The sequence below is a fragment of the Pseudomonas sp. UBA6310 genome, from assembly GCF_002438225.1.
In the GTDB taxonomy this organism is placed as follows: Bacteria; Pseudomonadota; Gammaproteobacteria; order Pseudomonadales; family Pseudomonadaceae; genus Pseudomonas_O; species Pseudomonas_O kuykendallii.
Genome location: NZ_DJTK01000081.1, coordinates 22,970 through 49,187, shown reverse-complemented (window position 1 = coordinate 49,187; position 26,218 = coordinate 22,970). Strand labels below are relative to the sequence as shown.

Annotated in this window: 26 protein-coding genes; 8 read left to right on the top strand and 18 right to left on the bottom strand. The window is 68.5% G+C overall.

Translation table 11 applies throughout. The annotated features are described in order from the left end of the window. The first annotated feature begins 58 nt into the window (after nt 1-58). Entirely contained in the window at nt 59-595 is a 537-nt protein-coding gene (locus B3E91_RS19660) for a DUF4946 domain-containing protein (protein ID WP_273230972.1), read from the top strand. A 372-nt stretch (nt 596-967) separates the two neighbouring features. On the opposite strand, the gene B3E91_RS19655 is transcribed toward B3E91_RS19660, so the two are convergent. From B3E91_RS19655 to prlC, 3 genes are read right to left on the bottom strand one after another with little or no spacing between them, the layout of a single operon-like run. Beyond that, nucleotides 968-1,741: a DUF1835 domain-containing protein gene (locus B3E91_RS19655; RefSeq protein WP_287031134.1), complete on the bottom strand. Its 774-nt coding sequence runs from the start codon at nt 1,739-1,741 to the stop codon at nt 968-970. An 8-nt stretch (nt 1,742-1,749) separates the two neighbouring features. After that, a complete protein-coding gene (locus B3E91_RS19650) occupies nt 1,750-2,022 on the bottom strand; it encodes a YheV family putative zinc ribbon protein (RefSeq protein WP_287031086.1) in 273 nt (90 codons plus the stop codon). Then, entirely contained in the window at nt 2,019-4,064 is a 2,046-nt protein-coding gene (gene prlC, locus B3E91_RS19645; protein ID WP_287031085.1) for an oligopeptidase A, read from the bottom strand. Before prlC ends, B3E91_RS19650 begins: the two co-directional genes overlap by 4 nt. 333 nt (nt 4,065-4,397) lie before the next feature. Between prlC and B3E91_RS19640 the strand changes: the two genes are divergently transcribed. The 3 genes from B3E91_RS19640 (at nt 4,398) to B3E91_RS19630 (ending at nt 7,000) form a co-directional block, all read left to right on the top strand. Continuing rightward, nucleotides 4,398-4,940, top strand: coding sequence for a gamma carbonic anhydrase family protein (locus B3E91_RS19640; protein ID WP_273230966.1), 543 nt, complete (start codon nt 4,398-4,400; stop codon nt 4,938-4,940). 63 nt (nt 4,941-5,003) lie between these two features. Continuing rightward, nucleotides 5,004-5,948 carry a cation diffusion facilitator family transporter gene (locus B3E91_RS19635; RefSeq protein ID WP_287031084.1) on the top strand — a complete coding sequence of 315 codons (945 nt, stop codon included), beginning with the start codon at nt 5,004-5,006 and terminating at the stop codon, nt 5,946-5,948. 401 nt (nt 5,949-6,349) lie between these two features. Continuing rightward, nucleotides 6,350-7,000, top strand: coding sequence for an HAD family hydrolase (locus B3E91_RS19630; RefSeq protein ID WP_287031083.1), 651 nt, complete (start codon nt 6,350-6,352; stop codon nt 6,998-7,000). Here B3E91_RS19630 and B3E91_RS19625 read toward each other — a convergent pair. The 11 genes from B3E91_RS19625 to B3E91_RS19575 all read right to left on the bottom strand — a co-directional run bounded on the left by B3E91_RS19625 (nt 6,987) and on the right by B3E91_RS19575 (nt 19,463). Beyond that, nucleotides 6,987-8,357 (bottom strand): efflux transporter outer membrane subunit, encoded by a 1,371-nt coding sequence (locus B3E91_RS19625; RefSeq protein ID WP_287031082.1) that lies wholly within the window; start codon nt 8,355-8,357, stop codon nt 6,987-6,989. The genes B3E91_RS19630 and B3E91_RS19625 overlap by 14 nt on opposite strands. An 11-nt stretch (nt 8,358-8,368) precedes the next feature. Further along, the gene (locus B3E91_RS19620; protein WP_287031081.1) at nt 8,369-10,327 is read right to left on the bottom strand and encodes an ABC transporter permease; all 1,959 of its coding nucleotides are present in this window, start codon (nt 10,325-10,327) and stop codon (nt 8,369-8,371) included. After that, nucleotides 10,324-11,490 carry an efflux RND transporter periplasmic adaptor subunit gene (locus tag B3E91_RS19615; RefSeq protein WP_287031080.1) on the bottom strand — a complete coding sequence of 389 codons (1,167 nt, stop codon included), beginning with the start codon at nt 11,488-11,490 and terminating at the stop codon, nt 10,324-10,326. The genes B3E91_RS19620 and B3E91_RS19615 overlap by 4 nt, the downstream gene beginning before the upstream one ends. A gap of 29 nt (nt 11,491-11,519) precedes the next feature. Beyond that, nucleotides 11,520-11,846, bottom strand: a complete 327-nt coding sequence (locus B3E91_RS19610) for a DUF3325 domain-containing protein (RefSeq protein WP_287031133.1) — start codon at nt 11,844-11,846, stop codon at nt 11,520-11,522. Nucleotides 11,847-11,860: 14 nt separating this feature from the next. After that, nucleotides 11,861-13,504, bottom strand: coding sequence for a PepSY-associated TM helix domain-containing protein (locus B3E91_RS19605; protein WP_287031079.1), 1,644 nt, complete (start codon nt 13,502-13,504; stop codon nt 11,861-11,863). Then, nucleotides 13,501-13,785: a hypothetical protein gene (locus B3E91_RS19600; protein WP_273230954.1), complete on the bottom strand. Its 285-nt coding sequence runs from the start codon at nt 13,783-13,785 to the stop codon at nt 13,501-13,503. Before B3E91_RS19600 ends, B3E91_RS19605 begins: the two co-directional genes overlap by 4 nt. A 176-nt stretch (nt 13,786-13,961) precedes the next feature. Next, nucleotides 13,962-16,469 (bottom strand): TonB-dependent siderophore receptor, encoded by a 2,508-nt coding sequence (locus B3E91_RS19595; RefSeq protein WP_287031078.1) that lies wholly within the window; start codon nt 16,467-16,469, stop codon nt 13,962-13,964. Between the two features lie 110 nt (nt 16,470-16,579). Next, nucleotides 16,580-17,533, bottom strand: a complete 954-nt coding sequence (locus B3E91_RS19590; RefSeq protein WP_287031077.1) for a FecR domain-containing protein — start codon at nt 17,531-17,533, stop codon at nt 16,580-16,582. 2 nt (nt 17,534-17,535) lie between these two features. Beyond that, nucleotides 17,536-18,057 (bottom strand): sigma-70 family RNA polymerase sigma factor, encoded by a 522-nt coding sequence (locus tag B3E91_RS19585; RefSeq protein WP_287031076.1) that lies wholly within the window; start codon nt 18,055-18,057, stop codon nt 17,536-17,538. A 76-nt stretch (nt 18,058-18,133) separates the two neighbouring features. Further along, nucleotides 18,134-18,364 carry a DUF1161 domain-containing protein gene (locus tag B3E91_RS19580; protein ID WP_090224553.1) on the bottom strand — a complete coding sequence of 77 codons (231 nt, stop codon included), beginning with the start codon at nt 18,362-18,364 and terminating at the stop codon, nt 18,134-18,136. A 40-nt stretch (nt 18,365-18,404) separates the two neighbouring features. Beyond that, nucleotides 18,405-19,463 carry an aminopeptidase gene (locus B3E91_RS19575; protein ID WP_287031075.1) on the bottom strand — a complete coding sequence of 353 codons (1,059 nt, stop codon included), beginning with the start codon at nt 19,461-19,463 and terminating at the stop codon, nt 18,405-18,407. A 74-nt stretch (nt 19,464-19,537) separates the two neighbouring features. On the opposite strand from B3E91_RS19575, the gene B3E91_RS19570 reads away from it, so the two are divergent. The 4 genes from B3E91_RS19570 (at nt 19,538) to B3E91_RS19555 (ending at nt 22,963) form a co-directional block, all read left to right on the top strand. After that, entirely contained in the window at nt 19,538-19,948 is a 411-nt protein-coding gene (locus B3E91_RS19570) for a hypothetical protein (RefSeq protein WP_273230943.1), read from the top strand. Between the two features lie 35 nt (nt 19,949-19,983). Further along, entirely contained in the window at nt 19,984-20,400 is a 417-nt protein-coding gene (locus tag B3E91_RS19565; RefSeq protein ID WP_287031074.1) for a hypothetical protein, read from the top strand. A gap of 84 nt (nt 20,401-20,484) precedes the next feature. Continuing rightward, nucleotides 20,485-21,855 carry a cation:proton antiporter gene (locus B3E91_RS19560; RefSeq protein WP_287031073.1) on the top strand — a complete coding sequence of 457 codons (1,371 nt, stop codon included), beginning with the start codon at nt 20,485-20,487 and terminating at the stop codon, nt 21,853-21,855. Nucleotides 21,856-21,961: 106 nt separating this feature from the next. Beyond that, nucleotides 21,962-22,963, top strand: a complete 1,002-nt coding sequence (locus tag B3E91_RS19555; protein WP_287031072.1) for an LLM class flavin-dependent oxidoreductase — start codon at nt 21,962-21,964, stop codon at nt 22,961-22,963. A gap of 630 nt (nt 22,964-23,593) precedes the next feature. Here the strand turns inward: B3E91_RS19555 and B3E91_RS19550 are convergent. The 4 genes from B3E91_RS19550 to B3E91_RS19535 all read right to left on the bottom strand — a co-directional run bounded on the left by B3E91_RS19550 (nt 23,594) and on the right by B3E91_RS19535 (nt 26,216). Then, the gene (locus tag B3E91_RS19550; protein ID WP_287031071.1) at nt 23,594-23,818 is read right to left on the bottom strand and encodes a DUF1161 domain-containing protein; all 225 of its coding nucleotides are present in this window, start codon (nt 23,816-23,818) and stop codon (nt 23,594-23,596) included. Nucleotides 23,819-23,867: 49 nt separating this feature from the next. Beyond that, the gene (locus tag B3E91_RS19545) at nt 23,868-24,083 is read right to left on the bottom strand and encodes a dodecin (protein ID WP_090224565.1); all 216 of its coding nucleotides are present in this window, start codon (nt 24,081-24,083) and stop codon (nt 23,868-23,870) included. A gap of 123 nt (nt 24,084-24,206) precedes the next feature. Beyond that, nucleotides 24,207-24,425: a KTSC domain-containing protein gene (locus tag B3E91_RS19540; RefSeq protein WP_090224566.1), complete on the bottom strand. Its 219-nt coding sequence runs from the start codon at nt 24,423-24,425 to the stop codon at nt 24,207-24,209. A 3-nt stretch (nt 24,426-24,428) separates the two neighbouring features. Beyond that, nucleotides 24,429-26,216: an ABC transporter ATP-binding protein gene (locus tag B3E91_RS19535; protein ID WP_287031070.1), complete on the bottom strand. Its 1,788-nt coding sequence runs from the start codon at nt 26,214-26,216 to the stop codon at nt 24,429-24,431. Between the last annotated feature and the right edge of the window lie 2 nt (nt 26,217-26,218).

Sequence of the window (26,218 nt, the reverse complement as noted above, 5' to 3'; positions counted from 1 at the left end):
GATTGTCGCGGTCCGCGTACTCAGGCAGGCTTGCCCCACTTTTGCCACGGATACCGCCATGCCGAAGCTTGTCCCCACCCTGCTCTCGCTCTGCCTGCTCGGCGGTGTGCTGTCGGCCCGCGCGGGCGGCCTGCAGGTCGTCTGGCCGGCCGGCTGGGAAGTCAACGAGATGCCGGCGCCGCGCTCGCCCTTCGAGGACGGCGTGACCGGCGAGCGCCAGCAGGCGGTGAAGTTGCAGGCCGACGGTTCGCAGGCGCTGGTGCTGGAGCTCACGCGCATGCCGCTGGCCGCCGGCGCCGCGGTGAACCTGGAAAACCTGCTGACGGAAATGCGCAAGGGGCTGCAACTGGGCTTCGCCCGGAGCGGCCTGCTGGCCAGTTGCAGCAAGCCGCAGGCGACCACCCTCGGCCACATCGCCGCCCATGAGGTGCGCTGCACCATCAGCCAGCAGGGCAACCCCGCGCTCAAGCAGACCCTGCTCGCCGCGCGCGGCAGCGACACCATCTACTCGCTGACCTACGCCATGCCGGTGGAACGCGAGAACGAAGTCGCCGGCGAAGTGCAGGCACTGCGCGACAGCCTGGATTTCAACTAGCGCACCCCGCCCCAGACTCCCGACCTCCGTAGGGTGGGCTTTAGCCCACCAAGTCCCACCAGAGCACCACGCCATCGGTGGGCTGAAGCCCACCCTACGCGCCTGGGTTTCGACTGGCGCATCCAGCCCCAGACGCCCTACCTCCGTAGGGTGGGCTTTAGCCCACCAATCCCACCGGAGACCACGCTATCGGTGGGCTGAAGCCCACCCTACGAGCCTGGGTTTCGACTAGCGCATCCAGCTCCAGATGGCCTGACCTCCGTAGGGTGGGCTTTAGCCCACCAATCCCCACCAGAGCACTGAGCCATCGGTGGGCTGAAGCCCACCCTACGCGGCGTAGCCGTTAGCAGTCGCGCAACCCGCGCAGCGCCTTCAGGCCAGCCGCACCCGCTGCTCGCTGTAGCGGCCCTTTAACGGGCCCTCGAGATGCAGCGCGCCGCGGGCCGCCAGTTCGCGGGCGCGCCAGGCGAGGAAGAAGTCGCTGGCGAAGAACCCGTCGCAGTGACGCATGGTGTCGCCCATCGGCTGGGCCAGCGGCTGCCATTCCGGCGTGCAGAAGTCCAGCAGGCTGGCGTCGATGGTGGCGAACGTCTCGCCATGGAATTCGCCGTCCGACCAGCGGCGCACATCGGCATCCTCGGCCACCGCCGCGCGCCATTGGGCGGCCAGGGCGTGGCGCCGTTCGGCGTCCATCAGGCGCGGCCGATGCAGCTCCAGCAGCTCCCGGGGGTGGCGCATGGCGACGGCCTTGCGCTGGGCGACGCGGGTATCGCCGGTGCCGCAGGCGACTTCCCACAGGGCCAGGTCCGAGCCGTCCAGCGCCGCCGCCACGCGCGCCAGCAGCAACTGCTCGGAGCAGCTGTCGCCGTGCCACAGGGTGACCTCTGCAGCCCCGCGCGCCAGCCCGGCGAGCCATTGCGCGTCGGCCGCCAGATCGGTGTCGAACGCCGGCACCGGCAGCACCTGCGCAGGCCACACGGCGCGCCAGAGGGCTGCGCGGGCGGCGCACGGCGGGTGGTCGACGTCACGCAGCGGGCCGACCGCGAGGTCGTCGCGCAGCACCCGCAGCGACTGCCGCGCCAGGGCCTCGCCGAGCACCGAGGCAACGCCCTCGGCCGCGTTGTCGCCGCACACCAGATGCCACACGGGCGCCGTCACTCGGGCTTCTTCAGCTTCGGATTGGGGAAGAACTGCACCGGGATGATCTTCGGGTCGGCCCGTTTCGGCGCCGGCTTGCTGACCCGCGTGGGCAGTTCGCTGGGCACCGAGTTGCCCTGCGCGTCCAAGGTGTCGGAGAAGCCGCAGGCGACGCACTCGCGGTGAGGAACGTCGTCGACGCTCCACATCTTGATGGTGTCGGCGGCGCTGCACGCCGGGCACACGGCGCCGGCGATGAAGCGCTTCTTGATCACGGGCGTGTCGCTCATGCCGCCTCCGCGCTCAGGCCAAGGTGGCGCAGCAGCGCATCGATGCTCGGCTCACGGCCGCGGAAGTCGACGAACAGCACCATCGGCTCCTGCGAGCCACCACGCGCGAGGATCGCCTCGCGGAACGCGCGGCCGGTTTCACCGTTGAACACGCCCTCCTCCTCGAACCGGGAGAAAGCGTCGGCGGACAGCACTTCGGCCCACTTGTAGCTGTAGTAACCGGCCGCGTAACCGCCGGCGAAGATGTGCGCGAAGCTGTTGGCGAAGCGGTTGAAGGCCGGCGGACGCAGCACCGACACCTCGTCGCGAATGCCTTCGAGCACCTCCAGCACGCTGCGCCCGTCGCCGTGGGTGGCGTGCAGCTCGAAGTCGAACAGCGAGAACTCGATCTGCCGCACCATCATCAGCCCGGACTGGAAGTTCTTCGCCGCCAGCATCTTGTCCAGCAGGGCCTGAGGCAGCGCCTCGCCGGTCTGGTAGTGGCCGGAGATCAGCGCCAGGCCCTCGGGCTCCCAGCACCAGTTCTCCATGAACTGGCTGGGCAGCTCGACCGCATCCCAGGCCACGCCGTTGATACCCGACACGCCGGCATGCTCGACGCGGGTCAGCAGGTGGTGCAGGCCGTGGCCGAATTCGTGGAACAGCGTGGTGACTTCGTCGTGGGTGAGCAGCGCCGGCTTGCCGCCGACTGCGGGGGTGAAGTTGCACACCAGGTTGGCCACCGGGCTGATCAGCTCGCCGCCGGCGGTGCGGCGCTTGTCGCGCGCGCCGTCCATCCAGGCGCCGCCGCGCTTGTTGGCGCGGGCATACAGGTCGAAGAAGAAGCGCCCGACGTGCTCGCCGTTCTCGCTGATCTCGAACAGGCGCACGTCCGGATGCCAGCTGTCGAAGCCCTTCAGCTCGGTGATCTGGATGCCGTAAAGGCGCTCGACGATGACGAACAGGCCGGAGAGCACCTTGTCGATCGGGAAGTAGGCGCGAAGGATTTCCTGGGAAATGCTGTAGCGCTGCTCGCGCAATTTCTCGCTGTAGTAGCCGACGTCCCAGCTCTGCAGGTCGTGCAGGCCCTGTTCGGCGGCGAAGGCCTTGAGTTCGGCGAGGTCCTGCTCGGCGAAGGGTTTGCCGCGCACCCCGAGGTCGCGCAGGAAGCTCAGCACCTGGTCGGTGGACTCGGCCATCTTGCTGGCCAGCGACAGCTCGGCGTAGTTGCCGAAGCCGAGCAGCCTGGCCAGTTCCTGGCGCAGGTCGAGGATCTGCTCCATCAGCGGGCCGTTGTCGTTCTGCCCGGCGTTCGGCCCCTGGTCGGAGGCGCGCGTGCAGTAGGCGGTGTAGACCTCTTCACGCAGGGCGCGGTCGTCGGCGTAGGTCATCACCGCGTAGTAGCTGGGGAATTCCAGGCTGATCAGCCAGCCTTCGACGCCCTTGGCCTCGGCCGCCTGCTTCATCTGCGCCTTGGCCGAGTCGGTCAGACCGGCCAGCTGCGCTTCGTCGTCGATCTGCTTGGTCCAGGCCTGGGTGGCGTCGAGCAACTGGTTGGAGAAGGCGCTGGTCAGCTCGGAGAGCTTCATCTGGATTTCGCCGTAGCGCTTCTGCTCGGCGGGCGGCAGGTCGATGCCGGACAGGCGGAAGTCGCGCAGCGTGTGTTCGAGGATGGTCTTCTGCGCCACGTCGAAACCGGCCGCTTCGGGGCTGTTCGCCAGCGCCTCGTAGGCCTGGAACAGCGCGCGGTTCTGGCCCATCTCGGTGTAGTACTCGGAGAGCTTGGGCAGGCAGGCCTCGTAGGCGCTGCGCAGCTCGGCGCTGTTGCACACGGCGTTGAGGTGGCTGACCGGGCTCCATGCCTGTCCGAGGCGCGCGCCCAGTTCGTCGAGGGCCAGCACCAGGCCGCTCCAGCTCGGCGTGGCCTGGGTGTCGAGCAGCGCGGCGATGGCGGCGCGGTTGTCGGCGAGGATGGCGCCCACCGCCGGCTCGACGTGCTCGGGCTTGATCGCGGAATACGGCGGCAGGTCGAAGGATTGGAGCAGGGGATTTTCGGCGGTCACGGTGTTCACCTGTAGCGGGGGTTCTTGGGACCTGTTCACGATCTCGCGGGCTGGAGCCCTGCAAGGCGCTACGTCAGTAGCAGCCTTCGGCTGGTCAAAACAGGGGAGGACCGGTCGGAGTCGCGAGCGACTTTACGAGCTGTAAATGAGCATCCGACCGGGCTGGCGATCCAGCCTGTTTTTGACGCCGTAGGACCGACGCGCAGCAGATCGTGAACAGGTTCTGATGCTGTGACCACGCGCGGCGGCAGCCTTTCCCGCGGTCATCGTTCAGCGACATGCCGACCATCTTAATTACAATCGGGGCTCACCGCAGCCAAAGAGGTTTCTATCGTGGCGATCAGAACATACAACAGCAGCACCCCGCGGCTCGGCGCGCGCGCCTTCGTCGACGCCTCGGCGGTGGTCATCGGCGACGTCGAGATCGGCGACGACAGCTCGGTCTGGCCGCTCAGCGTGATCCGCGGCGACATGCACCGCATCCGCATCGGTGCGCGCACCAGCATCCAGGACGGCAGCGTGCTGCACATCACCCACGCCGGCCCGTTCAACCCGGACGGCTTCCCGCTGATCATCGGCGACGAGGTCACCGTCGGCCACAAGGTCACCCTGCACGGCTGCACCCTGGGCAGCCGCATCCTGGTCGGCATGGGCAGCATCGTCATGGACGGCGCGGTGGTACAGGACGATGTGATCATCGGCGCCGGCAGCCTGGTGCCGCCGGGCAAGGTGCTCGAAAGCGGTTTCCTCTACGTCGGCAGCCCGGTGAAACAGGCGCGTCCGCTGAGCGACAAGGAACGCAGCTTCTTCGCCTACACCGCCGGCAACTACGTGAAGCTCAAGGACCAGCACCTGGCCGCCGGTTTCGACCACTGACGGCCGCGGCGAACTTCGCCGGCCTCGCCCCGGTCCTCTGCTCACATTCCCAAGGCGCAGCGCATGGCACACGATCATTCCCACGGCGGACACGGTAACCAGGCGAACGAGAAGGCCCTGTGGATCGCCCTGGCGCTGACCGGCGGCTTCATGCTCACCGAGCTGATCGGCGGGTTGCTCAGCCACTCGCTGGCGCTGCTCTCGGATGCCGCGCACATGGTCACCGACACCGCCGCGCTGCTCATCGCCCTGCTGGCGATCCGCGTGTCCAGGCGCCAGGCCGATGCGCGGCGGACCTTCGGCTACGCGCGCTTCGAGATCCTCGCCGCCGCCTTCAACGCCCTGCTGCTGCTCGGCGTGGCGGTGTACATCATGGTCGAGGCGGTGCGCCGCCTGATGCAGCCGCCGGAACTGCAGACCGGCACCATGCTGGTGATCGCCGTGCTCGGCCTGGTGGTGAACTTGATCTCCATGCGCGTGCTCACCGCCAGCCAGGACGACAGCCTGAACCTGCGCGGCGCTTATCTGGAAGTGCTCAGCGACATGCTCGGCTCGGTGGGCGTGATCATCGCCGCGCTGATCGTGCGCTACACCGGCTGGACCCCGGCGGACCCGATCGTCGCCGTGCTGATCGCGCTCTGGGTGGTGCCGCGCACCTGGTCGCTGCTGCGCACCAGCTCCAACGTGCTGCTCGAAGGCGTGCCCTCGGGCATCGACCCGCAGGCCGTGCGCGAAGCCCTAGCCGCGCAACCTGAAGTCGAGGACGTGCACGACCTGCACATCTGGGGCCTGACCCCACAACGCCGCCTGCTCTCGGCGCACCTGGTGATCGCCGACACTGTCACACCGGAGCACGGCGACCGCCTGATCGCACGGGTCAACGAACTCATGCACGACACCTTCGACATCAGCCACTGCACCCTGCAACTGGAACGCAGCCACTGCACCGCCCACCCCCACCTGCACGACGCCCTGCATCCCGACCATCCACACGGAGGTCAGGCATGAAGCGGCCGGCGACTGACAATGGAGCAGAGTTGGGGTTCTGAGCGGCGTACGGGGCAGTGAAGCCGCCCGCCCCCGACCAACAGATTCGGTTCTTTTCTGAGCTGCCTACGCGGCAGTGAAGTGCTACAGGACGGCGTTCCGAGGCCGCTGGCATTTCTGAGCTGCCGGATAGGCAGCTCAGAAAAGAACGCCAGCTGGCCCGCCTTGCTCGACGCCCTTCACTGCCGGATAGGCAGCTCAGAAACTTACGGAACAGACCAGATCGGGAAGCGCTGCCTTCACTGCCGCACAGGCAGCTCAACATCCTCTCCACGCGACGTAACCGATTTCCCGTTGGCGATTTGCGGCTCGGGGTGGGGTGCGGGACAATTCGGGTCCGTTCTCAGTGCGCGACAGGCCCCATGCATCAGTCCACCGTTCTCTTCGACCTCGACGGCACCCTCACCGACCCGCGCGTGGGCATCACGCGGTCGATTCAGCATGCGCTGGCGCAGCTGGGTATCGACGAGCCGGACCTGGCGAAGCTGGAGCCTTTCATCGGGCCGCCGCTGCTGCAGGCGTTCATGCAGCAGTACGGCTTCGACGAGGCGCGGGCGTGGGAGGCGGTCGGGCATTACCGCGAGCGGTTCAAGGTCACCGGGCTGTACGAGAACCGCGTGTTCGAGGGTGTGCCGGAGATGCTCGACGCGCTCAACGCCCAGGGTCGCACGCTGTACATCGCGACCTCGAAGCCGGCCGTGTTCGCCCGCGAGATCGCCCGCCACTTCGGCTTCGACCGCCACTTCAAGGTGATCTACGGCAGCGAGCTGGACGGCACGCGTACCGACAAGGTCGAACTGATCCGCCACCTGCTCGCCGAGGAAGGCCTGGACCCGGCCGACTGCCTGATGGTCGGCGACCGCAAGCACGACCTGATCGGCGCCCATCGCAATGGCCTGCAGGCCGTCGGTATCGGTTACGGCTTCGGCAGCCACGCCGAGCTGATGGCCGAGTCGCCGGCCTGGTACTTCGCCTCATTGGCCGAGCTGCAGCAGGCCTTCACTCGCCCGTAGCAGCCTGCCAGCCACCGCCGAGCGCCCGTGCCAGGGCCACGCTCGCCTGCAGGCGGGCCAGGCGCAGCTGGGCGCTCTGGTCCTCGGCGGCATACAGGGTGCGCTGGGCATCGAGCAGGTTGAGCAGGTCTTCGGCACCGGCGCGGTAGCGCCGCTCGGCCAGTTGCAGGGCGCGCTCGGCCTGGGCCTGCACCTCCTGCTGGGCCTGCCACTGGGCCTCGACGCCGGCGCCGGCGTTGAGCGCCATCTGCACGTCGGCAAAGGCCGCGACGATGCTCTGCCGGTAGTCGGCGAGCAGCTCCTCGCGGCGCGCCGCAGCGCGATCCCGTTCGGCGGCCAGGGCGCCACCATCGAAGATCGGCGCGGTCAGCGCCGCAGCCAGGGAGTAGACCGGATCGGCAAAGACCCGGTTGAGGCGGCCAGCGGAGGCGCTAGCGCCAGCCGAAAGGTTCAGTCGCGGCAGCATGGCCGCCCGCGCCGCACGCAGGTCGGCATCGGCGGCGCTCAGTTGCGCCTCGGCGCGGGCCAGGTCGGGGCGACGCAGCAGCAGCTCGCTGGGCAGGCCGGCACTCACCGAGGGCACGACCAGTGCAGTCAGCTCGACGCTCGACGGCTCGGCCGGCACTGCCTGGCCGAGCAACACGGCGAGGGCGCTGCGCACGTCGTCGGCCTGCTGGCGCAGTTCCTCGCGGGAGCGCCGCTGCTCGGCCACCAGGCCGCGCTGCTGGGCCAGTTCCAGGGGTGTGGCGGAGCCCGCCACCTGGCGCGCCTGCACGGTGGCCAGCACCCGCTCGGCGTTGGCCAGGTTGAGTTCGGCCAGGCGCAGGCGTTCGGCCAGGACCACCTGGCGCAGCCAGGTCTCACCGAGGCTGGCGCTGAGGGTCAGGCGCAGGGCGTCACGGTCGAAGCGGCTGGCGGCCAGCTCGGCCTCGGCGGCCTGGCGGTCGGCGGACAGGCGGCCCCACAGGTCGACCTCGTAGCTGGCGGCCAGGCCACCACCGTAGAGGTTACCCGCGACGTCGGCGTCGCCGCCCGGGCGGCCCTCGCGACTGGCGCCGAGATTGCCGTCCAGACGCGGCAGCAGCGGCGCACCGGCCGCGCGCGCGCTGGCTTCGGCCTGGCGCAGGCGCGCGGCGGCGGCGGCCAGATCGAAGTTGTCGGTCAAACCTTGCTCCACCAGGGCATCCAGCTCGGCACTGGCGAAGGCGCGCCACCACTGCGCATCCGGCGCCGCAGCGGCGGCAACGGCATGGTTCCACCCGATGGGCGCGGCGGGCAGCACCTGCGGCGCCTCAGGGGTGCGGGAGCAGCCGGCGAGGGCGAGCAGGGCGAGCAGGGTCAGCGGGTATCGGGACATGGAAAACTCGTTCATTCGCTGGCCAGGGCGGCGACCGGGTCGAGGGCCGCGGCAGTCTTCGCCGGCAGGTAGCCGAACAGCAGGCCGGTGCCCACCGCGCAGGCGAAGGCCAGCAGCATCGCCGACAGGGAGAAGATCAGCGGCACACCGGCCGCCAGCAGGGCGGCGCCGCCGATGAGGCCGACCAGCACGCCGATGCTGCCGCCGACCAGGGTGACCAGCACCGCCTCGCCGAGGAACTGCCGGAGGATGTCGCGCTGGCGCGCGCCGGTAGCCATGCGCACGCCGATCTCGCGGGTACGTTCGCGCACCGTCATCAGCATCACGTTCATCACCCCGATGCCGCCCACCAGCAGCGACACGGCGGCGATCAGACCGAGCATGCGGGTCATGCTGTCCTGGGTCTCGGCCTCGGCCTGGACCTTGGCCGCGGCGTTATCGACCTGAAAGTCCTCGCGACCATGGCGCGCCAGCAACAGCTCGCGGGCGGCGGTTTCGGCGGCCTGCACCTGGTCGGTGGAGGCGGCGGTGAGCGCGGCGTACTCGGGCTCGGCGATGTCCTGGTAGACCCGCGCACGCCCGGCGGCGTAGGGGATGAAAACCATCTCGTCGTAGTAGTCGGCGCCGGACTCGCGGCCCTTTTCGGCCATCACGCCGATGACCTCGAACGGCGCCTCGCCGATCAGCAGCTGCTTGCCCAGCGGGTTGGGTTCGTCGCGGAAGAGGAACGTGCGTGCCTTGTGCCCGAGCACCACCACCGGCGCCAGGTCCTGGTCCTCGGCGGCGGTGAAGAAGCGCCCCTCGGCCACCGGCCAGTGCTGGATCGCGGGCAGTTGCTCGTTGCTGGCGAACACGTAGAGGTCGCGCGAGGCGTTGCCGTACTGGACCATGCGCGGGTTGCCGATCACCGGGGTGAACAGGTCGATCTCCGGCAGACGGCCGAGGGCCTCCAGGTCGCCCTCGCTGACCACACCCCAGGGACCGCCTTCCGGCGGTTGCGCGGCGTACAGGTAGAGTGTGGTGGCGCCCATCGAGGCCATCTGCGCCAGAACCTTCTGCTTGGTGCCCAGGCCGATGGCCAGCATGACGATCACCGAGGCCACGCCGATGACGATGCCGAGCAGGGTCAGCGCGGTGCGGAAGCGGTTCAGCAGCATCACCCGCCAGGCCGAACGCAGCACCTCGCCGAGGGCGCTCCAGCCGGCACCCTGCACGCTCATGCTGTCGAAGTGCGGCGCCGGCAACGCCGCCGGATTGGGCTGCGCGCCGCCAAACGGCGCGGCGCTGTCGCCGATGATCGCGCCGTCGCGAATCTCGATGACCCGCTGGGCCTGGGCCGCCACTTCGCGGTCGTGGGTGATCAGGATCACCGTGTGCCCGGCCGCCGCCAGCTCGCGCAGCAGGGTCATGACCTCGCGGCCGCTGTGCGAATCCAGGGCGCCGGTGGGTTCGTCGGCGAGGATGATGCGCCCGCCGTTCATCAACGCGCGGGCGATCGACACCCGCTGCTGCTGACCGCCGGAAAGCTGGCCGGGGCGATAGTCGAGGCGCTCGCCCAGGCCCAGGCGGGTGAGCAGAGCGCTGGCGCGCTGGCGGCGCGCCTCGGCGGACATGCCGGCGTACAGCGCGGGCACCTCGACATTCTCGCAGGCCGACTCGGTGGCGATCAGGTGGTAGCCTTGGAACACGAAGCCGAAGGCCTCGCGGCGCAGCCAGGCCAACTGGTCGGCGTCCAGTTCGGCGACGTCGTGGCCGGCGAAGCGGTAGCTGCCGGCGCTGGGCCGGTCGAGGCAGCCGAGCAGGTTCATCAGGGTCGACTTGCCCGAGCCGGAGCTGCCGACGATGGCGACGAATTCGCCGGCGCCGATGCGCAGGTCGATGCCATGCAGCACCTCGACCTCCGGCGCGCCGTTCTGCCCGCCGTAGCGGCGGCGGATGCCGCGCAGTTCGATCAGCGGCGTGTCGCTCACCACTGGAACCTAGACGGCGCGGGCGCGCGCTCGCCGGTGACCAGCAACTCGCCCTCGCCGAGGCCCTCGATCACCTCCACCCGCTGACGGCTGCGCGCGCCTACGCGCACTTCACGCGCGGCGGCGCGACCGGAAGCCTCCAGCACGCGGGCGCTGAACAGCCCGGCCTGGCCCTCCACCGGCTGCAGCGCGGCCAGCGGCGCGGTCAGCACGTCATGCGCGGCGGCGGTAACGAAGGTCACCTGGGCGGTCATCTGCGGCATCAGCTCGCCGTCGTCGTTGGCCACGTCGAACAGCACGGTGTACTGCACCGCCTTGACCGTCTGCGGCACCGCGGCGGACTCGCCGGAGGCGCTCGGCGTCACCGGCGGCGCCGGCAGCACCTGGCGCACCTTGCCGTGCCAGCGGCGACCGTCGCCACCGAGGGTGGTGAAGTAAAGCGGCATGTCGACCCGCACGCGACGGATGTCGGCCTCGGAAACCTTGGTCCAGGCGGTCATCGCACCAAGGTCGGCCAGGCGCAGCACGGTCGGCGTCTGGTAGGTGGCATTGAGGGTCTGGCCTTGTTTGACGTCGACACCGATCACCGTGCCGGCGATGGGCGCGTAGAGACGCGTGTAGCTCAGTTGCGCCTCGTTGCCACGCAGGCGCGCGCTGGCCTCGGCGATCTGCGCACGCAGCTGGCGCAGGCGCGCCTCGGCGGAGCGCAGGGTGGCGACGGCGATCTGCACGTCCTCCTCGCGGGTCGCCTCGTCGGCGGCCAGGCGCTGCTGGCGCAGGTGCTGCTGGCGCGCCAGGTCGAGCTGCGCCTGCTGTTCGGCCAGCTGCGCGCGCAGGCCGTCGAGGGCCGCGCGGTCGGCCTCGACCGAGGCCTGGTGCAGGCTGGCATCGATCTCGGCGAGCAGCTGGCCCTTCTCCACCCGGTCACCGGGCTGCACGTGCAGGCGGGTGACCTGGCCGGACACCTGGGCGCCAACGTCCACCGACTCGCGTGGTTGCAGGGTGGCGATGGCGGTGACGCTGGCTTCGACGTCGCCGCGGCCGATGGCCACGGTGTCGTAGGCCACCGCGTCATCCCAGGACAGCCAGATCAGCACCGGCAGGCCGAGGATCACGGCGGCCGCCAGGCCACGACGCAGGAGCGGGGAGAAACGCGAGGTCATCGACTACATCTTCCTTGAACGGTGCCGGCTCAGCCGGCGCTCAACAACAGGACCGGCAGGCCGACACCGGCCGCCACGGCGGCCAGCAGCGCGGCGACACGCGGGCGATAGGGCAACAGCAGGACCAGGGTGAAGGCGCCGACGCTGAGCATGCCGCACCAGACCACGGGGCCGACGGCGGCGCCCCAGACCTGTACGCACGGCCACACGGCCAGCGCCAGTAGCAGCCAGCCGGCCAGGCGCAACAGGCGCTGACGGGTCGGCGCCTTGGCTTTCCACACCTGGGAATGATGGCGGTCCATGCTCAGGCACAGGCCAGCCATGCCGGCATAGCAGAGTGCGGCGGCGAGAATCACGGCGAGGGTCAGACTCATGATCGCGCCTGCGCCGCGGCGGCGCGCTGGCGATCAGCTGCCGGCGCCCTGCGCGGCCGGGTCAGGCGCCAGGCGCCCCACAGCGACAGCACACCGGTGCCCAGTGCCACCAGCTCGACGCCGGCACGCTCGCCGTCGCCGCGCTGCAGGTAGCTGAACAGCTGATCGCCAACGGTCAGCCAGTTGAGCAGCGGCAGCAGCAGGCACAGGGCGGCCAGCGCCAGCAGCTGTTCGACCCAGGCCCGCGCAACTGGACGCAGGCCGGCGTGGACGAAGCTCAGCAGCCAGACGGCGAAGAACACGCCGATCTCCCATTCCGGGCGGTCGGCGATACCCAGCGGCAGCAGGCGATTGCCCCAGAAGAACGCCACGCAGGCGATGGTCAGGCCGGTGAGGGTGCCGACGTTGAGCACCTCGATCACCCGGTACACGCGCGGCGTGGCACTGCCGAACTCGTTCAGCGAACGCTGGCGGCGCTTGACCATGAACAGCAGGGCGCCGGTGGCCAGCATGGCCGCGCCTGCCAGGCCGCTGACGAAGTACAGCCAGCGCACCAGGTGCCCACCGAAGGCGGCGAAGTGCAGGTTGGCCATCACTGACTGCACGTCCTGTGCGGCGCCGCCACGCAGCTCGCCGGGCATCTGCACGTCGGTCCGCTCGCCGGTCACGCCGTTGAAGAACACCCGGCCGCCGCCGTCGCCGAGCAGGCGGTACTCGCCCGGCTTCTCGATGAAGCGGCCGAACACCCGCACCGAGGCGCTGCTGTCGTTGGGGTGCTCGATGCTGACGAAACTGGCCGGGCGCTGCAGTTGCTGCTCGGCATGCAGCAGCATGCCGTCGAACGCGGCCAACGGCGCGGCGATGCCGGTGATTTCCTGGGCCGCCGGCTGGGCCAGCAGGTCGGCGAAGTAGGCCTCCTCGCTGTCGTAGTGCGCGGCGATGCCGGCCGGCATGTACAGGGCGTAGAAGGTCGCCAGGCCGGTGTAGGCGATCATCAGCTGGAACGGCAGGCTCAGCACCGACAGGGCGTTATGCGCATCCAGCCAGCTGCGCTGGCCCTTGCCCGGGCGGAAGGTGAAGAAGTCCTTGAAGATACGCTTGTGGATGACGATGCCGCTGACCAGCGCCACCAGCATGGCCATGGTGAAGGCACCGACGAACCAGATGCCGGCGGTGCCGCCGTGGAACTCGAAGTGCATGTGCACGAAGTGGTGGCCGCCTTCGCTGTCACGCTCGCGGGAGCCGTCCACCGGTTGGCCGCTGCCGGCATCGATGCGGGCGTTGTGGAAGTTCTCCTGCGGGTCCTGCCAGAACAGGCGGATCGAGGGGTCCTCGTCCGACGGCAGACCGACGCCCCAGAAATGCGCGTCGGGCTGGTTCTCCTCGAACCAGGTACGGGCCATGCGCACGGCCTGCGGCCGGTCGAAGCCATCGTCCATGCGGGTGTCGCCGGTGGCCTCGCTGGCCTGCGGCAGGTGCGGCTTCATCCAGCGGGTGATGGGCTCGTCGAACACGCCCAGGCTGCCGGTGAGGAAGATCACGAACAGCACCCAGCAGGCCCACAGGCCGCCCCAGGTATGCAGCCAGGCCATGGCCTGGCGGAAACCGCCCTCGGCCGCGCCGCTCTGCACCTTGCTCATGCGTCACCTCCCAACAGCAGGCCGGCGCCGGTCAGTGCCAGCGAGGCGATCAGCAGCACCAGCCAGATGCGCGTCAGGTTCGGCGTGGCGAACGCCCAGACGATCACCGCGGTGTACACCGCGAAGCTGGTCAGCGAGGCGGCGAGGATCGCCTGGCTCTTGGGCAGCGGCAGCACGGCGCCGAGAAAGATCACGCTGGCGCAGGTCAGCGCATAGCCGCCAAGCAAGGCAGCCAGCGTGCGCGAGAGCAGCGCGCGAGAGCGGGGAGAAATCGATTTCATCGGCGAACGACCATGGAAGCCAGAACAAGAAGGGCCGTCGGCAGCACCGGCGGCGAAGCGTGCGGGGCGCACCGACAACGCAGTGGCCCACACGTGAGGACGGATAGGCTCGGCAAAACCGGAAGCACCAGCCCGGCCAAGCTGTGACCGGATATTTCGGCGACGCAACGAGCGGTTCAGAATTCCATGCGCAGGCCGAGGGTGGCGTTGCGCGGTGCTCCGAAATAGCTGGAGCTGGAACTGGTGTAGTACTCCTCGTCCAGCAGGTTGTTGAGGTTGAGGGTGGCGCTTAGCTGCTCGGTGATGGGGTAGCGTGCCATCACATCGACCACCGCATAGTCATCCTGGGTGAAACGCTGGTCGCGCGCCGGACCGACGCCATCGCTGTAGATCTCGCTCTGCCAGTTGACCCCGCCCCCGATGGTCAGGCCGTTGCCGATGCTGCGCAGGACGTAGGTGGTGAACAGCTTGACGGTGTTCTGCGCAATGTTCGTGTTGAGCTTGTTGCCATCGGCATCCTGCACGATGTTGCGGCTGAAGCTGGCGCTGAGCTGCCAGTCGATGGCCACCTCACCCGTGACTTCCACCTCGAAACCACGGGTCTTGGTGCCGGATTCGGCGCGGTAGGCCTGGCTGCCGTCCGGAGCCAGCTGGCCATCGCCCAACGACACGGCCAGGTTGTCCTGCTCGATCTGGTACAAGGCGATCCCAAGGTTCAGGTCACCCTCGAAGAACGCCGCCTTGCTACCGATTTCGTAGCCGACGCCTTCCAGCGGATCGATATAGGCACCGGTCAGGGTCTTGTTGCTCTGCGGCTTGAAGATGCTGGTGTAGCTGCCGTACACCGACCAGATGTCGTTGAGGTCGTAGACCAGGCCGGCGAAGGGGGTGACCACGCCGGTTTCACTGCGCTTGCTACCGTCGTTCGGCGTGCCGTCGTAGTACTCGTTCTTGATCGTGTTTTCCCAGTCGATGACCCGCGCGCCGAGGATGAACGACAGGTCCTCGCTCAGGCGCAGGCGGGTACTGCCGTAGGCCGCGCCCTGCTCTTCCTCGTAGTCGATACGACCGTAGGCCTGCAGATCAGGCTTGGCCGGCACCTTGCCGTTCCAGGTGTAGATGTTGTCGATCACCGGGAAGTCGCCCGTCACGGGGTCGCGCCACCAGGTGTAGGCCGGGGTGTTGTAGTCGGTCTTCTGCCGGCTGTAGCCGACGGTAGCGTCGTGCTCCAGGCCGAACAGGTCAAAACTGCCCGCCAGATTCAGGTCGAAGCTGTTCTGTACCGGTTTGGCCTTCCAGCGGTTGGCATAGAACACGATCGAGGCTGGATCGGCTCCAGCCTCCCCGTTGTTCCCCCCGGCATAGCCACTGAGCTCATCGTATTCGCTACGACGATTGTTCAGGCTCAGCTTGGCCTTCCAGCGCTCGGTCAGGGCGTGCTCGAGGATGGCGAAAGCGGAGACGGCACTGCGCTTGGAATAGGCCCACTTGGCAGCGGCGGAGTCCGACTCGTCGTGATCGGACCGAGTACCGTCGTTGTTGAACAGCGGCAGGCCACTGCGGGCGTGGCCGTCGTAGTCGTCGGACTGCGAGTCCATGCCGAAGGTCAGCAGGGTGTCGGGGGTCAGGTCGGCCTCGACCACCCCGTAGAACACCTCCTTGCGCTCGCTGAGGCGGTCGACATAGGAGTCGTTCTCCTGATACGCGCCGACCAGGCGGCCGCGCACATTGCCACTCTCGGTCAACGAACCGCTGACGTCGGCCTCGGTGCGACGGTAATCCCAGGAGCCGCCGGTGACCGTGACGCTGCTCTTGAAGCCGGCCGTCGGGCGCTTGCGGATCATGTTCAGGGTGGCGCCGGGGGTGCCCACGCCGTTGGTCAGGCCGGTGGCGCCACGGATCACCTCGACGCGGTCGTACAGCACCATGTCGTTGCTCTGGGCAGGGCTCCCGTAGTTGCTGTCGAGCAGCTGCAGGCCATCGATCTGGTAGTTCTCGACCCTGAAGCCACGCGAGTAGATGCCGCTGCTGTCGCCACCGTTGCCGCCACTCTGGCTGAGCGTCAGGCCGGGGGTCTCGCGCACCACGTCGGTGAGCTGGGTGAGGTTCTGGTCCTTCATGCGCTGGCTGGTGATCACCGAGACCGACTGCGGCGTCTCGCGGATCGACAGCGGCAGGCCGGTGGCGGTGCTGGTCGAGCCGGTGGTGTAGGAACCGGTGTCCTCGGTGGTCTCGCCCAGGCCGGCACCGGTGATCGTGATGGCATCGAGTTGCAGCGTCGAGCCGGCTTCCGGCGCCGGCAGCAGCGAATAGTTGCCGCTGGCCTGCCGCGTTACCTGCAGGCCGCTGCCGGACAGCAGGCGCTGCAGCGCCTCATCGGCGGACAGCTGCCCCTGCACTCCCGGCGACTGCAGGCCGCGCACGGTCTCCGGGGAATAGGACAGGCTGACGCCGGTGGTGGCGGCGAAACTGTTCAGCACCGACTCCAGCGAACCCGCGGCAATCGCGAAGTCGTGCTGCGCTACCACGCTCTGCGCCCAGGCGGGCTGCACCTGCACCAGGCCGGCAACCGGCAGCGCCAGCACCGCGCCGAGCAACGCGCGATTGATGGCCACACCCAGCGGGCTGAGGCAGGGGGAGCTACGAAGCAACGACGTACTGCGCGGAGCGATGTGGCGCGACATGAGAGGTTCCTGGGAGGGTTGGCAGGGAGCGCACTATGGGCGCTTTCCTAACCAAGTCGAATGAGAAACGAAATCAACAACAGCCCAGGAAAAAATATTTCTTCGTCGGTTCAGGCCGGCTCGATCCGCACCCAGTAACGCGTCAGGCGACGCACGCGCAGCGGCAGGGTGCTGCGCAGGTTGTCCAGCACCGCGTCGCTGTCGGCTAGCTGGAAGGCGCCGGAGATGCGCAGCCCGGCCAGCGCCGGGTCGCAGGACAGCAGGCCCGGGCGATAGCGCGCCAACTCGTCGATGAAACGCGGCAGCGCCCAATCGCTGACCACCAGCATGCCGCGCAGCCAGGCATCGGCATGCGCCTCCAGCGGCTCGATGGCGCCGCAGGCCGTGGCGCCGTACCACAGCTGCTGGCCAGCCTCGACGCGCAGTGGCCGGTCCGGCGCGTCCAGCGGGCGTACCTCCACCGCGTGCTGCAGCACGCGCACCTGGGTGCGCTCGCCGTCCTGGCGCACCAGGAATCGGGTGCCCAGAGCGCGGATGCTGCCCTGTTCGGTGTGCACCACGAAGGGCCGGTCCTCAGTGTCCTTGGCGGTCTGCACATGGATCTCGCCACGACGCAGGTGCAGTTCGCGCAGGCGCTTGCCGTAGCGGATGTCGAGGGCAGTGTCGCTGTTCAGGCGCACCTGGCCGCCATCCTCGAGACGCAGGCTGCGGCGCTCGCCAACGGCGGTGTACTCATCGGCGCGCACGCTGCGCAGGGGCGCGGACTGCCAGCCAAGGCCGGCCGCACTCCCACCGATCAGCAGTAGCCCAAGCAGCTTGAGGCTGGCACGGCGGCGACCGTCGACCCCACGCAGCGCGGCCGGGGCGATACCGTTCGGCAGGCCGCCCAGCTTGCCCTGCAGGCGCTCCATGCGACTCCAGGCCTGACGGTGCGTGGGGTCGGCCTCCAGCCAGCGCCGATGCGCCTCGCCCGTGGCGGCGCAGTGCGGCGCGGCCTGCAGGTCCAGGTACCAATTGGCGGCGGCCTGCAATACGGCCAGCGACGGTTGCGCGATGCTGGCCATGCCTAGTCGCCCATCAGCAGCAGACACTGGGTCAGGCCGCGCACCACGTACTTGCGCACCGTGTTGGTCGATACGCCCAGGCGCCGGCCGATCTCCACATGGCTGAGACCGTCGAGCTGGGCGAGCAGGAATATCTCGCGGCAGCGCGGGCCGAGGCCGTCGAGCAGGCGGTCGATCTCCAATAGGGTCTCGATGATCAGCGCACGCGCTTCTGGCGAGATGTCCAACGGCTCGGGCAAGGCGGCGAGGGCATCGAGGTAGGACTGCTCGAGGGCGCGGCGGCGGAAACCGTCGATCATCAGGCTACGGGCGATGCTGCTCAGATAGGCGCGCGGCTCCCGCACGTCGAACGCCTTTCGGCTGGAAAGCACGCGGACGAAGGTGTCCTGGGCCAGGTCGGCAGCGTTCTCCCCGCAGGGCAGACGCCTGCGCAGCCAATGCCGCAGCCAGTCGTGGTGCTCGCGATAGAGCACCTGCACGGCTTGCTGGGTGGCGATGTCGACGGCCTGATCGGGAGAGCGCAAGGACAGAACCTAAATGATAATTCCTATCATTTATTCTCTTATGAAAACGCCCTCTCTCGCAAGCCGCGCGGCGCCGTCAGTCGTTCTTCTGGTAGATGATCTTCTTGCTGCCACCCTCGCAGCTGCCGACCACCATGTTGGCGTCCTCGACGTCGGCGACCGGCACGATCTCCAGCGTGTAGCTGGTGACATTGGCGGCCTGGATCTTCACCTCGATCTCCTGCTTCAGCTCCTCACAGGATTTGGGCGCGGCGAGCGCCGTGTGACACAGCAGCGTGGCCATGGCGGCCACTGTCCAGCGCTTCATGTGGGTCTCCTCGGGGCTCGATCAGGCTGTTCCAGCTGGGTTAGAGCAAGGACGCCAGCGCCTGTTCCCGCGCCGCCGCCGGCAACCGGCCGATTTCCGCGGCGCGCCGATAGAACTCGCGCCAGTCGCCATTCGCCCGCCGGAACAGCGCGGCGAAGGCCTCCACCCACTGGTCGTAAAGACCGAACGGCAGTAGCCGGGCATTGTTCAGCGGCTGCGCCATCCAGGCGTCGTAGCGCGTGTCACCGCCCCACTGCCCGTCACGCAGGGTGCGATATTCGGCACGCAGTCGCTCGAACTCGGCGGTCTTTCCGGCACTTTTCTGCGCCGCGTCGAGCGGTTCGGCGTAGAGGGCTTGCAGGCGTTCCCGGCTGGCCAGGATCAGCCCGGTGAACTGTCGACGCTGCCGCTCCTGACGCGCATCCGGCGCCGGCAGGCCGCGGGCGGCGCGCCACTCGCGAAGGCCCTGCTGCTCGACGAAGCTGGCGAAGGACTCGTTGAACGCGGTGTCGTCGGCCACGTAAAGCTGCTGGTGCGCCAGCTCGTGGAAGATCGTCGCGGCGAGGCGGTCGTCGTCCCAGCGCAGCATGCTGCTGAGCAGCGGATCGTCGAACCAGCCGAGGGTCGAGTAGGCCTCGACGCCGCCGACGTAGGTGTCCAGCCCCTCCTCGCTCAGCAGCGCCGCGGCGCCACGCGCCCGGCCCTGCTGGTAATAGCCGCGATAGGCCACGCAGCCGGCGATGGGGAAGCAGTGCTCCACCGGCGCCAGCGAGTAGCGCGGCGTGGCGAAGACGTTCCACACCACGAACGGCCGCCCGATGTCGGCGTAGACGCGGTAGCTGCGGTTGTCCGGCAGGTGCAGGGCGGCGCTGGCGAAGCGCCGCGCCTGCTGCGCCAGCGCCAGCCGCTGGCGCAGGTGCGGGTCGCGCGCGGGGTCAGCGAGCACCGCGTCGATGGGTTCGCGCTGGCGCAGCACCTGCAGTTGGCCCTGCAGCAACTGCCCGTAATAGCTGGAGCAACCGCTCAGCGCGAGGCACAGCAGCAGGGGAACCCAACGCAGGGCGCGGTTGTCGAGTAACGGGATATTTGGCGGCGACATGCCGGCGACCCTATCCCATCGCGGCAGTGCGCTCCAGCGCCGCCGCGCTTCGATTCCCCCGACTGGAGACGCCGATGCGTGCCGCCCTTCTCTGCCTCAGCCTGCTGACCCTTCACGGATGCTCGCTGTGGATGCCCAGGCCCGACCCGAACCAGGCCTGGGTCGACCTCGATGCCAAGGGCGCACCGCCGCTGGCGCTGGAAGTGGACGACAAGCCGCTGGAGGACGATCGCTACTTTCAGGTCGAACCGGGTAGCCACGCGCTGACGGTGCGTTATCGCTTCGAGGTCAGCGCGGCGAATACCGGCCACGACCAGCCGCTGCAGCGCGACTGCCGGCTGACGCTCAAGTACGACGACTTCGATGCCGGCGGTCGCTATCGCCTGGAGGCCGGCGAATGGGGCTTCCGCCCGTGGGTCAAACTCTACGACCAGCAGAACCAACTGCTCGGCCGTGGCCAGGAACAACGCTGCGGTGGCGTATAGCGGTTATTCTGCGGTCCCCAGACGAGGACTCCGCGATGCGTAACCTGGCCGTTTTCCTGATGTTGCCCCTGCTGCACGCCTGCGCGGCGCCGCTTCCCAAACCCGATCCGAACCTCGCCTGGGTCGACGTGCGGGCGGTGCCGGTCGGCGACATCTCGGCCGATCGGCTGGACGGCAAGCGCCTCGACGATGCGCGCTACTTCCAGGTCGGTCCCGGCGCCCACGAACTGGACGTGCGCTATCAGTACGAGGTCAACCGCGGCGGCGGCGTCGATTCCAGCGGCCCGTCCCAGGTCACCTGCTACCTGCGCGTGCGCTACGACGGCTTCGTCCCCGGCCAGCGCTACCGCCTGGAAGCGCGGCCACTGGTGCTCAAGGCCCAGGGTTGGCTGTATGGCGAGGGGCGCGAGCCGCTGGCGAGTGCCAAGCTGCTGCGCTGCGGCCCCTACTGACAGCCGGCGGAACCTGAACCGCCGCCCGGGCATCGAAAAACCGTGGGCCTACTCCGGGCTCGATGAGCGGGCTACTCGTTTCCCATGAATTTCACCCAATGGATGGCCGTGCTCGGCCTCCTGTTGCTGGCGCTGGCCCTGGCCTCGGCATTCCTGCGCTGGCTGCCGGTCACCACCTCGATCCTCTACCTGGCCTTCGGCGTTCTCATCGGCCAGTTCGGCATCGGCCTCTGGCATGCCGATTTCGACCAGATCTCTGTCTGGCTGGAGCACCTCGCCGAAGTCGCCGTACTGGTCTCGCTGTTCGCCAGCGGGATCAAGCTGCGCCTGCCGTTCCGCGACCCAGCCTGGCTCAGCGCCTACCTGCTGGTCGGCCCGGTGATGCTGCTGTGCATCGGCGGCGTGGCGCTGCTCGGGCATTACGGCTTCGGCCTGAGCTGGGGCGTCGCGGTGCTGATCGGCGCGATCCTCGCCCCCACCGATCCGGTGCTCGCCAGCCTGGTGCAGGTCAACCACGCCAGCGACTGCGACCGCGTGCGCTACGGTCTCACCGGCGAGGCCGGCTTCAACGACGGCGTGGCCTTCCCCTTCGTGGTCTTCGGCCTGCTGCTGATCGAATACGGCGGCGGCTCCTGGGCGTGGGTCGACGACTGGTTCTGGCAGCGCCTGCTGTGGGCGGTGCCGGCCGGGCTGGCGAGCGGTTTCGTGCTCGGCAAACTGGTCGGCCGGCTGGCGATCTACCTGCGCGCGCGGCACGCCGAAACCGGCATCTCGCCCAACGATTTCCTCGCCCTGGCGCTGATCGCGCTGTCCTACGTGATCGCCGAATCCATCGGCGCCTGGGGCTTCCTGGCCACCTTCGCCGCCGGTGTCGGCCTGCGTCACGCGGAGATATCCTCCAGCGGCCATGACGCCGAGCCGGCCGAGCACATCACGCGCAAGGTGCTGCCGCGCCTGGCGGGGGAAATCCCGCAGCGGCTCGACGTCGACGGCATGCGCATCGACGAGCCGAAGATCGCCGCTGGCGTGCTGATGAGCGACATCCTCAGCTTCGGCAACCTGCTCGAACGCAGCCTGGAAGTGCTGCTGGTGACCATCCTCGGCGTGGTGCTGACGGCGCACTGGGACTGGCGCGCGGTGCCGCTGGGCCTGGCGCTGTTCGCGGTGATCCGGCCGCTATCGGTGTGGCTGGTGTTCCCGCGCAGCCTGGTCACCCGGCCGCAGCGGCGCCTGCTCGGCTGGTTCGGCATTCGCGGCATCGGCAGCCTGTACTACCTGTGCTACGCGCTAAACCATCACCTGCAGGAGTCGGCGCGGGTGGACGTCACCGACCTGACGCTGTCGGTGGTCGCGCTGAGCATCTTCATCCACGGCCTGACCACCCAGCCTCTGCTGAGCCGCTACGAGAAACGCTACGCCGCGCAGATTTCCTGCGCGCAGCCCGACAAGGGCTGACGTGCGAGCGCGAGCGCCAGCGCCGCGTCCGTCGGGATTGCGGCGTGCGGGCTTGTCTTCGGCATGCCGAGCCCGCATCTAACCCTCATACAACGAGGTGAACGACATGTCCCGACTCGCCAATACCCGTATTTCCACCCTCGACCTGGTGCCGATCCGCGACGATGGCAACGCCGCTCAGGCGCTGCGCAATTCGCTGTCGCTGGCGCGCCACGTCGAGAAGCTCGGCTTCACTCGCTTCTGGGTCGCCGAGCACCACAACATGGACGGCATCGCCAGCTCCGCCACCGCCGTGCTGCTCGGCTACCTGGCCGGCGGCACGTCGAGCATCCGCGTCGGTGCCGGCGGGATCATGCTGCCGAACCACGCGCCGCTGGTGATCGCCGAACAGTTCGGCACCCTGGAGGCGCTGTACCCGGGACGCATCGACCTCGGCCTGGGCCGCGCGCCCGGCGCCGACCAGTTCACCGCCCACGCGCTGCGCCGCGACCGCATGGGCAGCGCCGACGATTTCCCGCGCGACGTGGAGGAGCTGGAACGGCTGCTCGGCCCGCGCCAGCCGAACCAGCGCGTGGTGGCGATGCCGGGCGCCGACAGCAACCTGCCGATCTGGCTGCTCGGATCGAGCCTGTTCAGCGCGCAACTGGCGGCCGCCAAGGGCCTGCCCTACGCCTTCGCTTCGCACTTCGCGCCGCGTTACGTGCACGAGGCGATCCGCCTGTACCGGGAGAATTTCCGGCCCTCGGCGGTGCTCGACAAACCCTACGTGATGCTCGGCGTTCCGCTGATCGCCGCGGACGACGACGAGCAGGCCGAATTCCTCGCCACCACCGCGTTCCAGCGCATCCTCGCGCTGCTGCGCGGCGAAAGCCTGGTGCTGCGCCCGCCGGTGGAAAGCATGCGCGGTCGCTGGCTGCCACACGAGCAGGACGCGGTGGGGAATTTCTTCGGCATGGCGGTGATCGGCGGGCCGGAAAAGGTACGCGCGCGGCTGGAAATACTCCTCGAGCAGACCCAGGCCGACGAGCTGATCTTCACCTGCGACCTCTACGAACACGCCTCGCGGTTGCGCTCCTACGAAATCCTCGGGCAACTGCACGGCGCCTGATGTCCTGGTTCGTAGGGTGGGCTTCAGCCCACCGCCAGGGTATCGCGGCGAGCATTGGTGGGCTGAAGCCCACCCTACGGTCTGGCACGGCAATTTGCGGCGTGTGTTCCTAACGGAACATCGCCTCCGCACAAAAAAAACGGCCCGATTTGGGCCGTTTCTGTACCTCGTGCACGAGGAAATCAGGTCGTAGGGTGGGCTTCAGCCCACCGCCATCCGCCCCACCGCCATCCGCCGGGGTATCGGCGGCGAGCATTGGTGGGCTGAAGCCCACCCTAGGGTCTGGCGCGGGGCAATTTGCGGAGTGTGTTTCCAATGGAACGTCGCTCGCGGGTCTCACCCGCCCTCCGCGCAAAAAAAACGGCCCGATTCGGGCCGTTTTTGTACCTCGTGCGCGAGGAAATCAGGTCGTAGGGTGGGCTTCAGCCCACCGCCATCCGCCCCATCGCCCCACCGCCCCACCGCCCCACCGCCCTTCGCCAGGGTATCGGCGGCGAGCATTGGTGGGCTGAAGCCCACCCTACGGTCTGGCGCGGGGCAACCTGCGGCGTGTGTTTCTAACGGAACATCGCCTCCGCGCAAAAAAAACGGCCCGATTCGGGCCGTTTTCGTACCTCGTGCGCGAGGAAATCAGCCTTTGCGATAGACGATTTCCTTGCTGCCAGCTTCACAGCTGCCGACCACCTTGCCATCCGCCGCCGCGCCTTTGTCGACCACCTCGAGGGTGAAGCCCGACGCGCCCTTGGCCTCGATCTTCGCCGCGATTTCCGCCTTCAGTTCCTCACAGGGCTTGGCGGCGGCGAATGCCGAGGAAGCCAGCACGCTCATGCCCACAGCCATCAGTACTCTTTTCATCTTCGTTCCCTCGTTGGTTTACGACCCTGGTTTCCCTGTCTTCAGCGCCTTAGCTGTGTTCGACACGGAACCCGACTTTGATGGTGACCTGGTAATGCGCGACCGCACCGTTCTCGATGTGGCCACGGGTTTCCACGACTTCGAACCACTCCATCAGCTTGACGCTCTTCGACGCCTCGGCGAGTGCGTTGCTAATGGCATCTTCGATGGTAGTCGTGGATGAGCCAACCAGCTCGACCAGCTTGTAGGTGTGATGATCCGACATGCCTTTCTCCCCTTGGGATGAGTGATTGAAGCGCCGCGGGCTGGCCCGCCTACTTAATCAGGCCGGAGATGCACGGAAAAAGTTCGATGGCATGAACGAGGCGGCGTTTTCCGGCGCGACGCGCTAGTCCGCGAGTCGCTCGTAGGCGAAGCCGAAGGCCTTGAACTCCCGGTTGAACCAGGTGCCCTTGGATGGCGCGGCGAGCAGCGCCCGATGGACTTCCGGCGGCACCCCGGCGTAGCGATAGCAGGCGCCACTGGCGAACTCGACCTCCAGCTCGGCGCTGTCCTCGCGGTAACCGACGCTGCGCAGGCTGCTCGAGTCCACCGCTTCGCGCCGCATGGCTCAGCCGCGGTCCGACTGTTCGTGCCTGAAGCCGGCCGCCTGGATAGTCCACAGCGACTGGAACAGCCCGCCCTGGCGGCGCAGCTCGTCGGGCGGGCCGTCCTCAACGATGGCGCCCCTCTGCAGTACGACGATGCGGTCGAAACTGGCCAGCGTGGACAGCCGGTGGGCCACGGCCACCACGGTGCGACCCTGCATCAGGTCGGCCAGGGCGGCCTGGATTTCCGCTTCGGAATGGGTATCCAGGGCCGAGGTCGCCTCGTCGAGGATCAGGATCGGCGAATCCTTGAGGAACGCGCGGGCGATGCCCAGGCGCTGGCGCTGGCCGCCAGAGAGCATCACCCCGCGCTCCCCCACCAGGGTGTCATAGCCCTGCGGCAACTCGCGGATGAAGGCGTCGCAGAAGGCATTCTTCGCGGCCATCACCACATCCTCGTCGGTGGCGTCCGGACGGCCGTAGCGGATGTTCTCGCGGATCGTCCGGTTGAAAAGCGCGGCTTCCTGCGGCACCACCGCCAGACGCTCGCGCAGGCTGTCCTGGCTGACTTCGCTGATGTCCTGGCCGTCGATCATCACCGCCCCGGCCTGCGGGTCGTCGAGGCGCTGAATCAGGCTGATCAGGGTCGACTTCCCGGCCCCCGAAGAGCCGACGATGCCGACTTTCTGCCCCGCCGGGATGCTCAGCTCGAAATGCTCGAACACGCGACGGCCGTCGGGGTAGCGGAAGGTCACGTCGCGGAACTCGATCTGCCCCTGCGACAGCGCCAGGTTGGCTTCCGGGTCGTCCAGCGCGTGCGGTTGCACGATGATCTTCAGGGTGTCGGCGATGGCGCCGAGCTGCTGCGTGGTGTCGACCAGCGCCAGCGCCAGCTCGCGCGAGCCGTGCAGGATGCGGAAGGTCAGGGTGCTGACCATGACCACGTCGCCGGCGCTGATGTTGCCGGTGCGCCACAGGCTGATCGCCCAGATCAGCATGCCGCCGGCCATCACCGACAGGCAGATGTCGTGGATCACCCGGGCCTTTTCCAGGTACATCCAGCTGCGCCGGTGCGCCAGCGCCTCGACGCCGATCTCCTCGGCCAGGCGGCGGCTTTCGCGTTCGCGGGCGGAGAACGCCTTGATCGTCCAAACGTTGCTGACCACGTCCACCAGCTCGCCGCCGACCCGTGCGGCCTGGGCAGCGAAGCGCTGGTGCTTGGAGCGCCCGAGGATGCCGAACCCGGTGATCAGCGCCGCCACCAGCAGCACGAAGCCGATCAGCGTCACCGCCATGCGCACGTCGACGGTCAGCAGCACCAGCACCGCGCCGGCGAAATCCACGCAGGGCGGCATGATGCGCCAGGCCAGCCCGCCGAAGATGGAGCCCGCCGCGGTGCCGGTGGCGGTGATGCGGTTGCCCAGCGCGCCGGCGAAGTGTTCGCTGAAGTAGCGCATCGGGTGGCCGGTGAGGTAGCGGAACAGGTCGACGCGCACGTCGACGCAACTCGACACCACGGTGCGGCAGCCGAGCCAGCCGCCGGCGCGCCAGAACGCGTTCTCCAGCACGATCAGGCCGATGAACACCGCGAGAGGCGGCCATACCGCGGCGTTGACGCGGTCGTCGGTGGCCATCGCGTCCACCAGCAGCTTCATCCCGTACTGCACCGCCACGCCGCAGCCAGAAGCGCCGACGATGAGCAGGAACATGCCGCCGAAGTGCCAGGGCCGCTGACGCACGTAATGCATCAGGAAGGCCACCGGACGACTCGGCAGTACCGGCGTCGCCAGACGCGGGCTGGGGACGGTCATGG

Bases quoted from the DNA above. Each gene is read 5' to 3' on its own strand.
- B3E91_RS19650 (WP_287031086.1), bottom strand. From the start codon at position 2,022: ATGAGCGACACGCCCGTGATCAAGAAGCGCTTCATCGCCGGCGCCGTG.
- B3E91_RS19570 (WP_273230943.1), top strand. From the start codon at position 19,538: ATGCGTGCCGCCCTTCTCTGCCTCAGCCTGCTGACCCTTCACGGATGC.
- B3E91_RS19575 (WP_287031075.1), bottom strand. From the start codon at position 19,463: ATGTCGCCGCCAAATATCCCGTTACTCGACAACCGCGCCCTGCGTTGG.
- B3E91_RS19565 (WP_287031074.1), top strand. From the start codon at position 19,984: ATGCGTAACCTGGCCGTTTTCCTGATGTTGCCCCTGCTGCACGCCTGC.
- B3E91_RS19555 (WP_287031072.1), top strand. From the start codon at position 21,962: ATGTCCCGACTCGCCAATACCCGTATTTCCACCCTCGACCTGGTGCCG.
- B3E91_RS19550 (WP_287031071.1), bottom strand. From the start codon at position 23,818: ATGAAAAGAGTACTGATGGCTGTGGGCATGAGCGTGCTGGCTTCCTCG.
- B3E91_RS19635 (WP_287031084.1), top strand. From the start codon at position 5,004: ATGGCACACGATCATTCCCACGGCGGACACGGTAACCAGGCGAACGAG.
- B3E91_RS19560 (WP_287031073.1), top strand. From the start codon at position 20,485: ATGAATTTCACCCAATGGATGGCCGTGCTCGGCCTCCTGTTGCTGGCG.
- B3E91_RS19540 (WP_090224566.1), bottom strand. From the start codon at position 24,425: ATGCGGCGCGAAGCGGTGGACTCGAGCAGCCTGCGCAGCGTCGGTTAC.
- B3E91_RS19595 (WP_287031078.1), bottom strand. From the start codon at position 16,469: ATGTCGCGCCACATCGCTCCGCGCAGTACGTCGTTGCTTCGTAGCTCC.
- B3E91_RS19630 (WP_287031083.1), top strand. From the start codon at position 6,350: ATGCATCAGTCCACCGTTCTCTTCGACCTCGACGGCACCCTCACCGAC.
- B3E91_RS19660 (WP_273230972.1), top strand. From the start codon at position 59: ATGCCGAAGCTTGTCCCCACCCTGCTCTCGCTCTGCCTGCTCGGCGGT.
- B3E91_RS19580 (WP_090224553.1), bottom strand. From the start codon at position 18,364: ATGAAGCGCTGGACAGTGGCCGCCATGGCCACGCTGCTGTGTCACACG.
- B3E91_RS19600 (WP_273230954.1), bottom strand. From the start codon at position 13,785: ATGAAATCGATTTCTCCCCGCTCTCGCGCGCTGCTCTCGCGCACGCTG.
- B3E91_RS19535 (WP_287031070.1), bottom strand. From the start codon at position 26,216: ATGACCGTCCCCAGCCCGCGTCTGGCGACGCCGGTACTGCCGAGTCGT.
- B3E91_RS19625 (WP_287031082.1), bottom strand. From the start codon at position 8,357: ATGTCCCGATACCCGCTGACCCTGCTCGCCCTGCTCGCCCTCGCCGGC.
- B3E91_RS19545 (WP_090224565.1), bottom strand. From the start codon at position 24,083: ATGTCGGATCATCACACCTACAAGCTGGTCGAGCTGGTTGGCTCATCC.
- B3E91_RS19590 (WP_287031077.1), bottom strand. From the start codon at position 17,533: ATGGCCAGCATCGCGCAACCGTCGCTGGCCGTATTGCAGGCCGCCGCC.
- B3E91_RS19615 (WP_287031080.1), bottom strand. From the start codon at position 11,490: ATGACCTCGCGTTTCTCCCCGCTCCTGCGTCGTGGCCTGGCGGCCGCC.
- B3E91_RS19605 (WP_287031079.1), bottom strand. From the start codon at position 13,504: ATGAGCAAGGTGCAGAGCGGCGCGGCCGAGGGCGGTTTCCGCCAGGCC.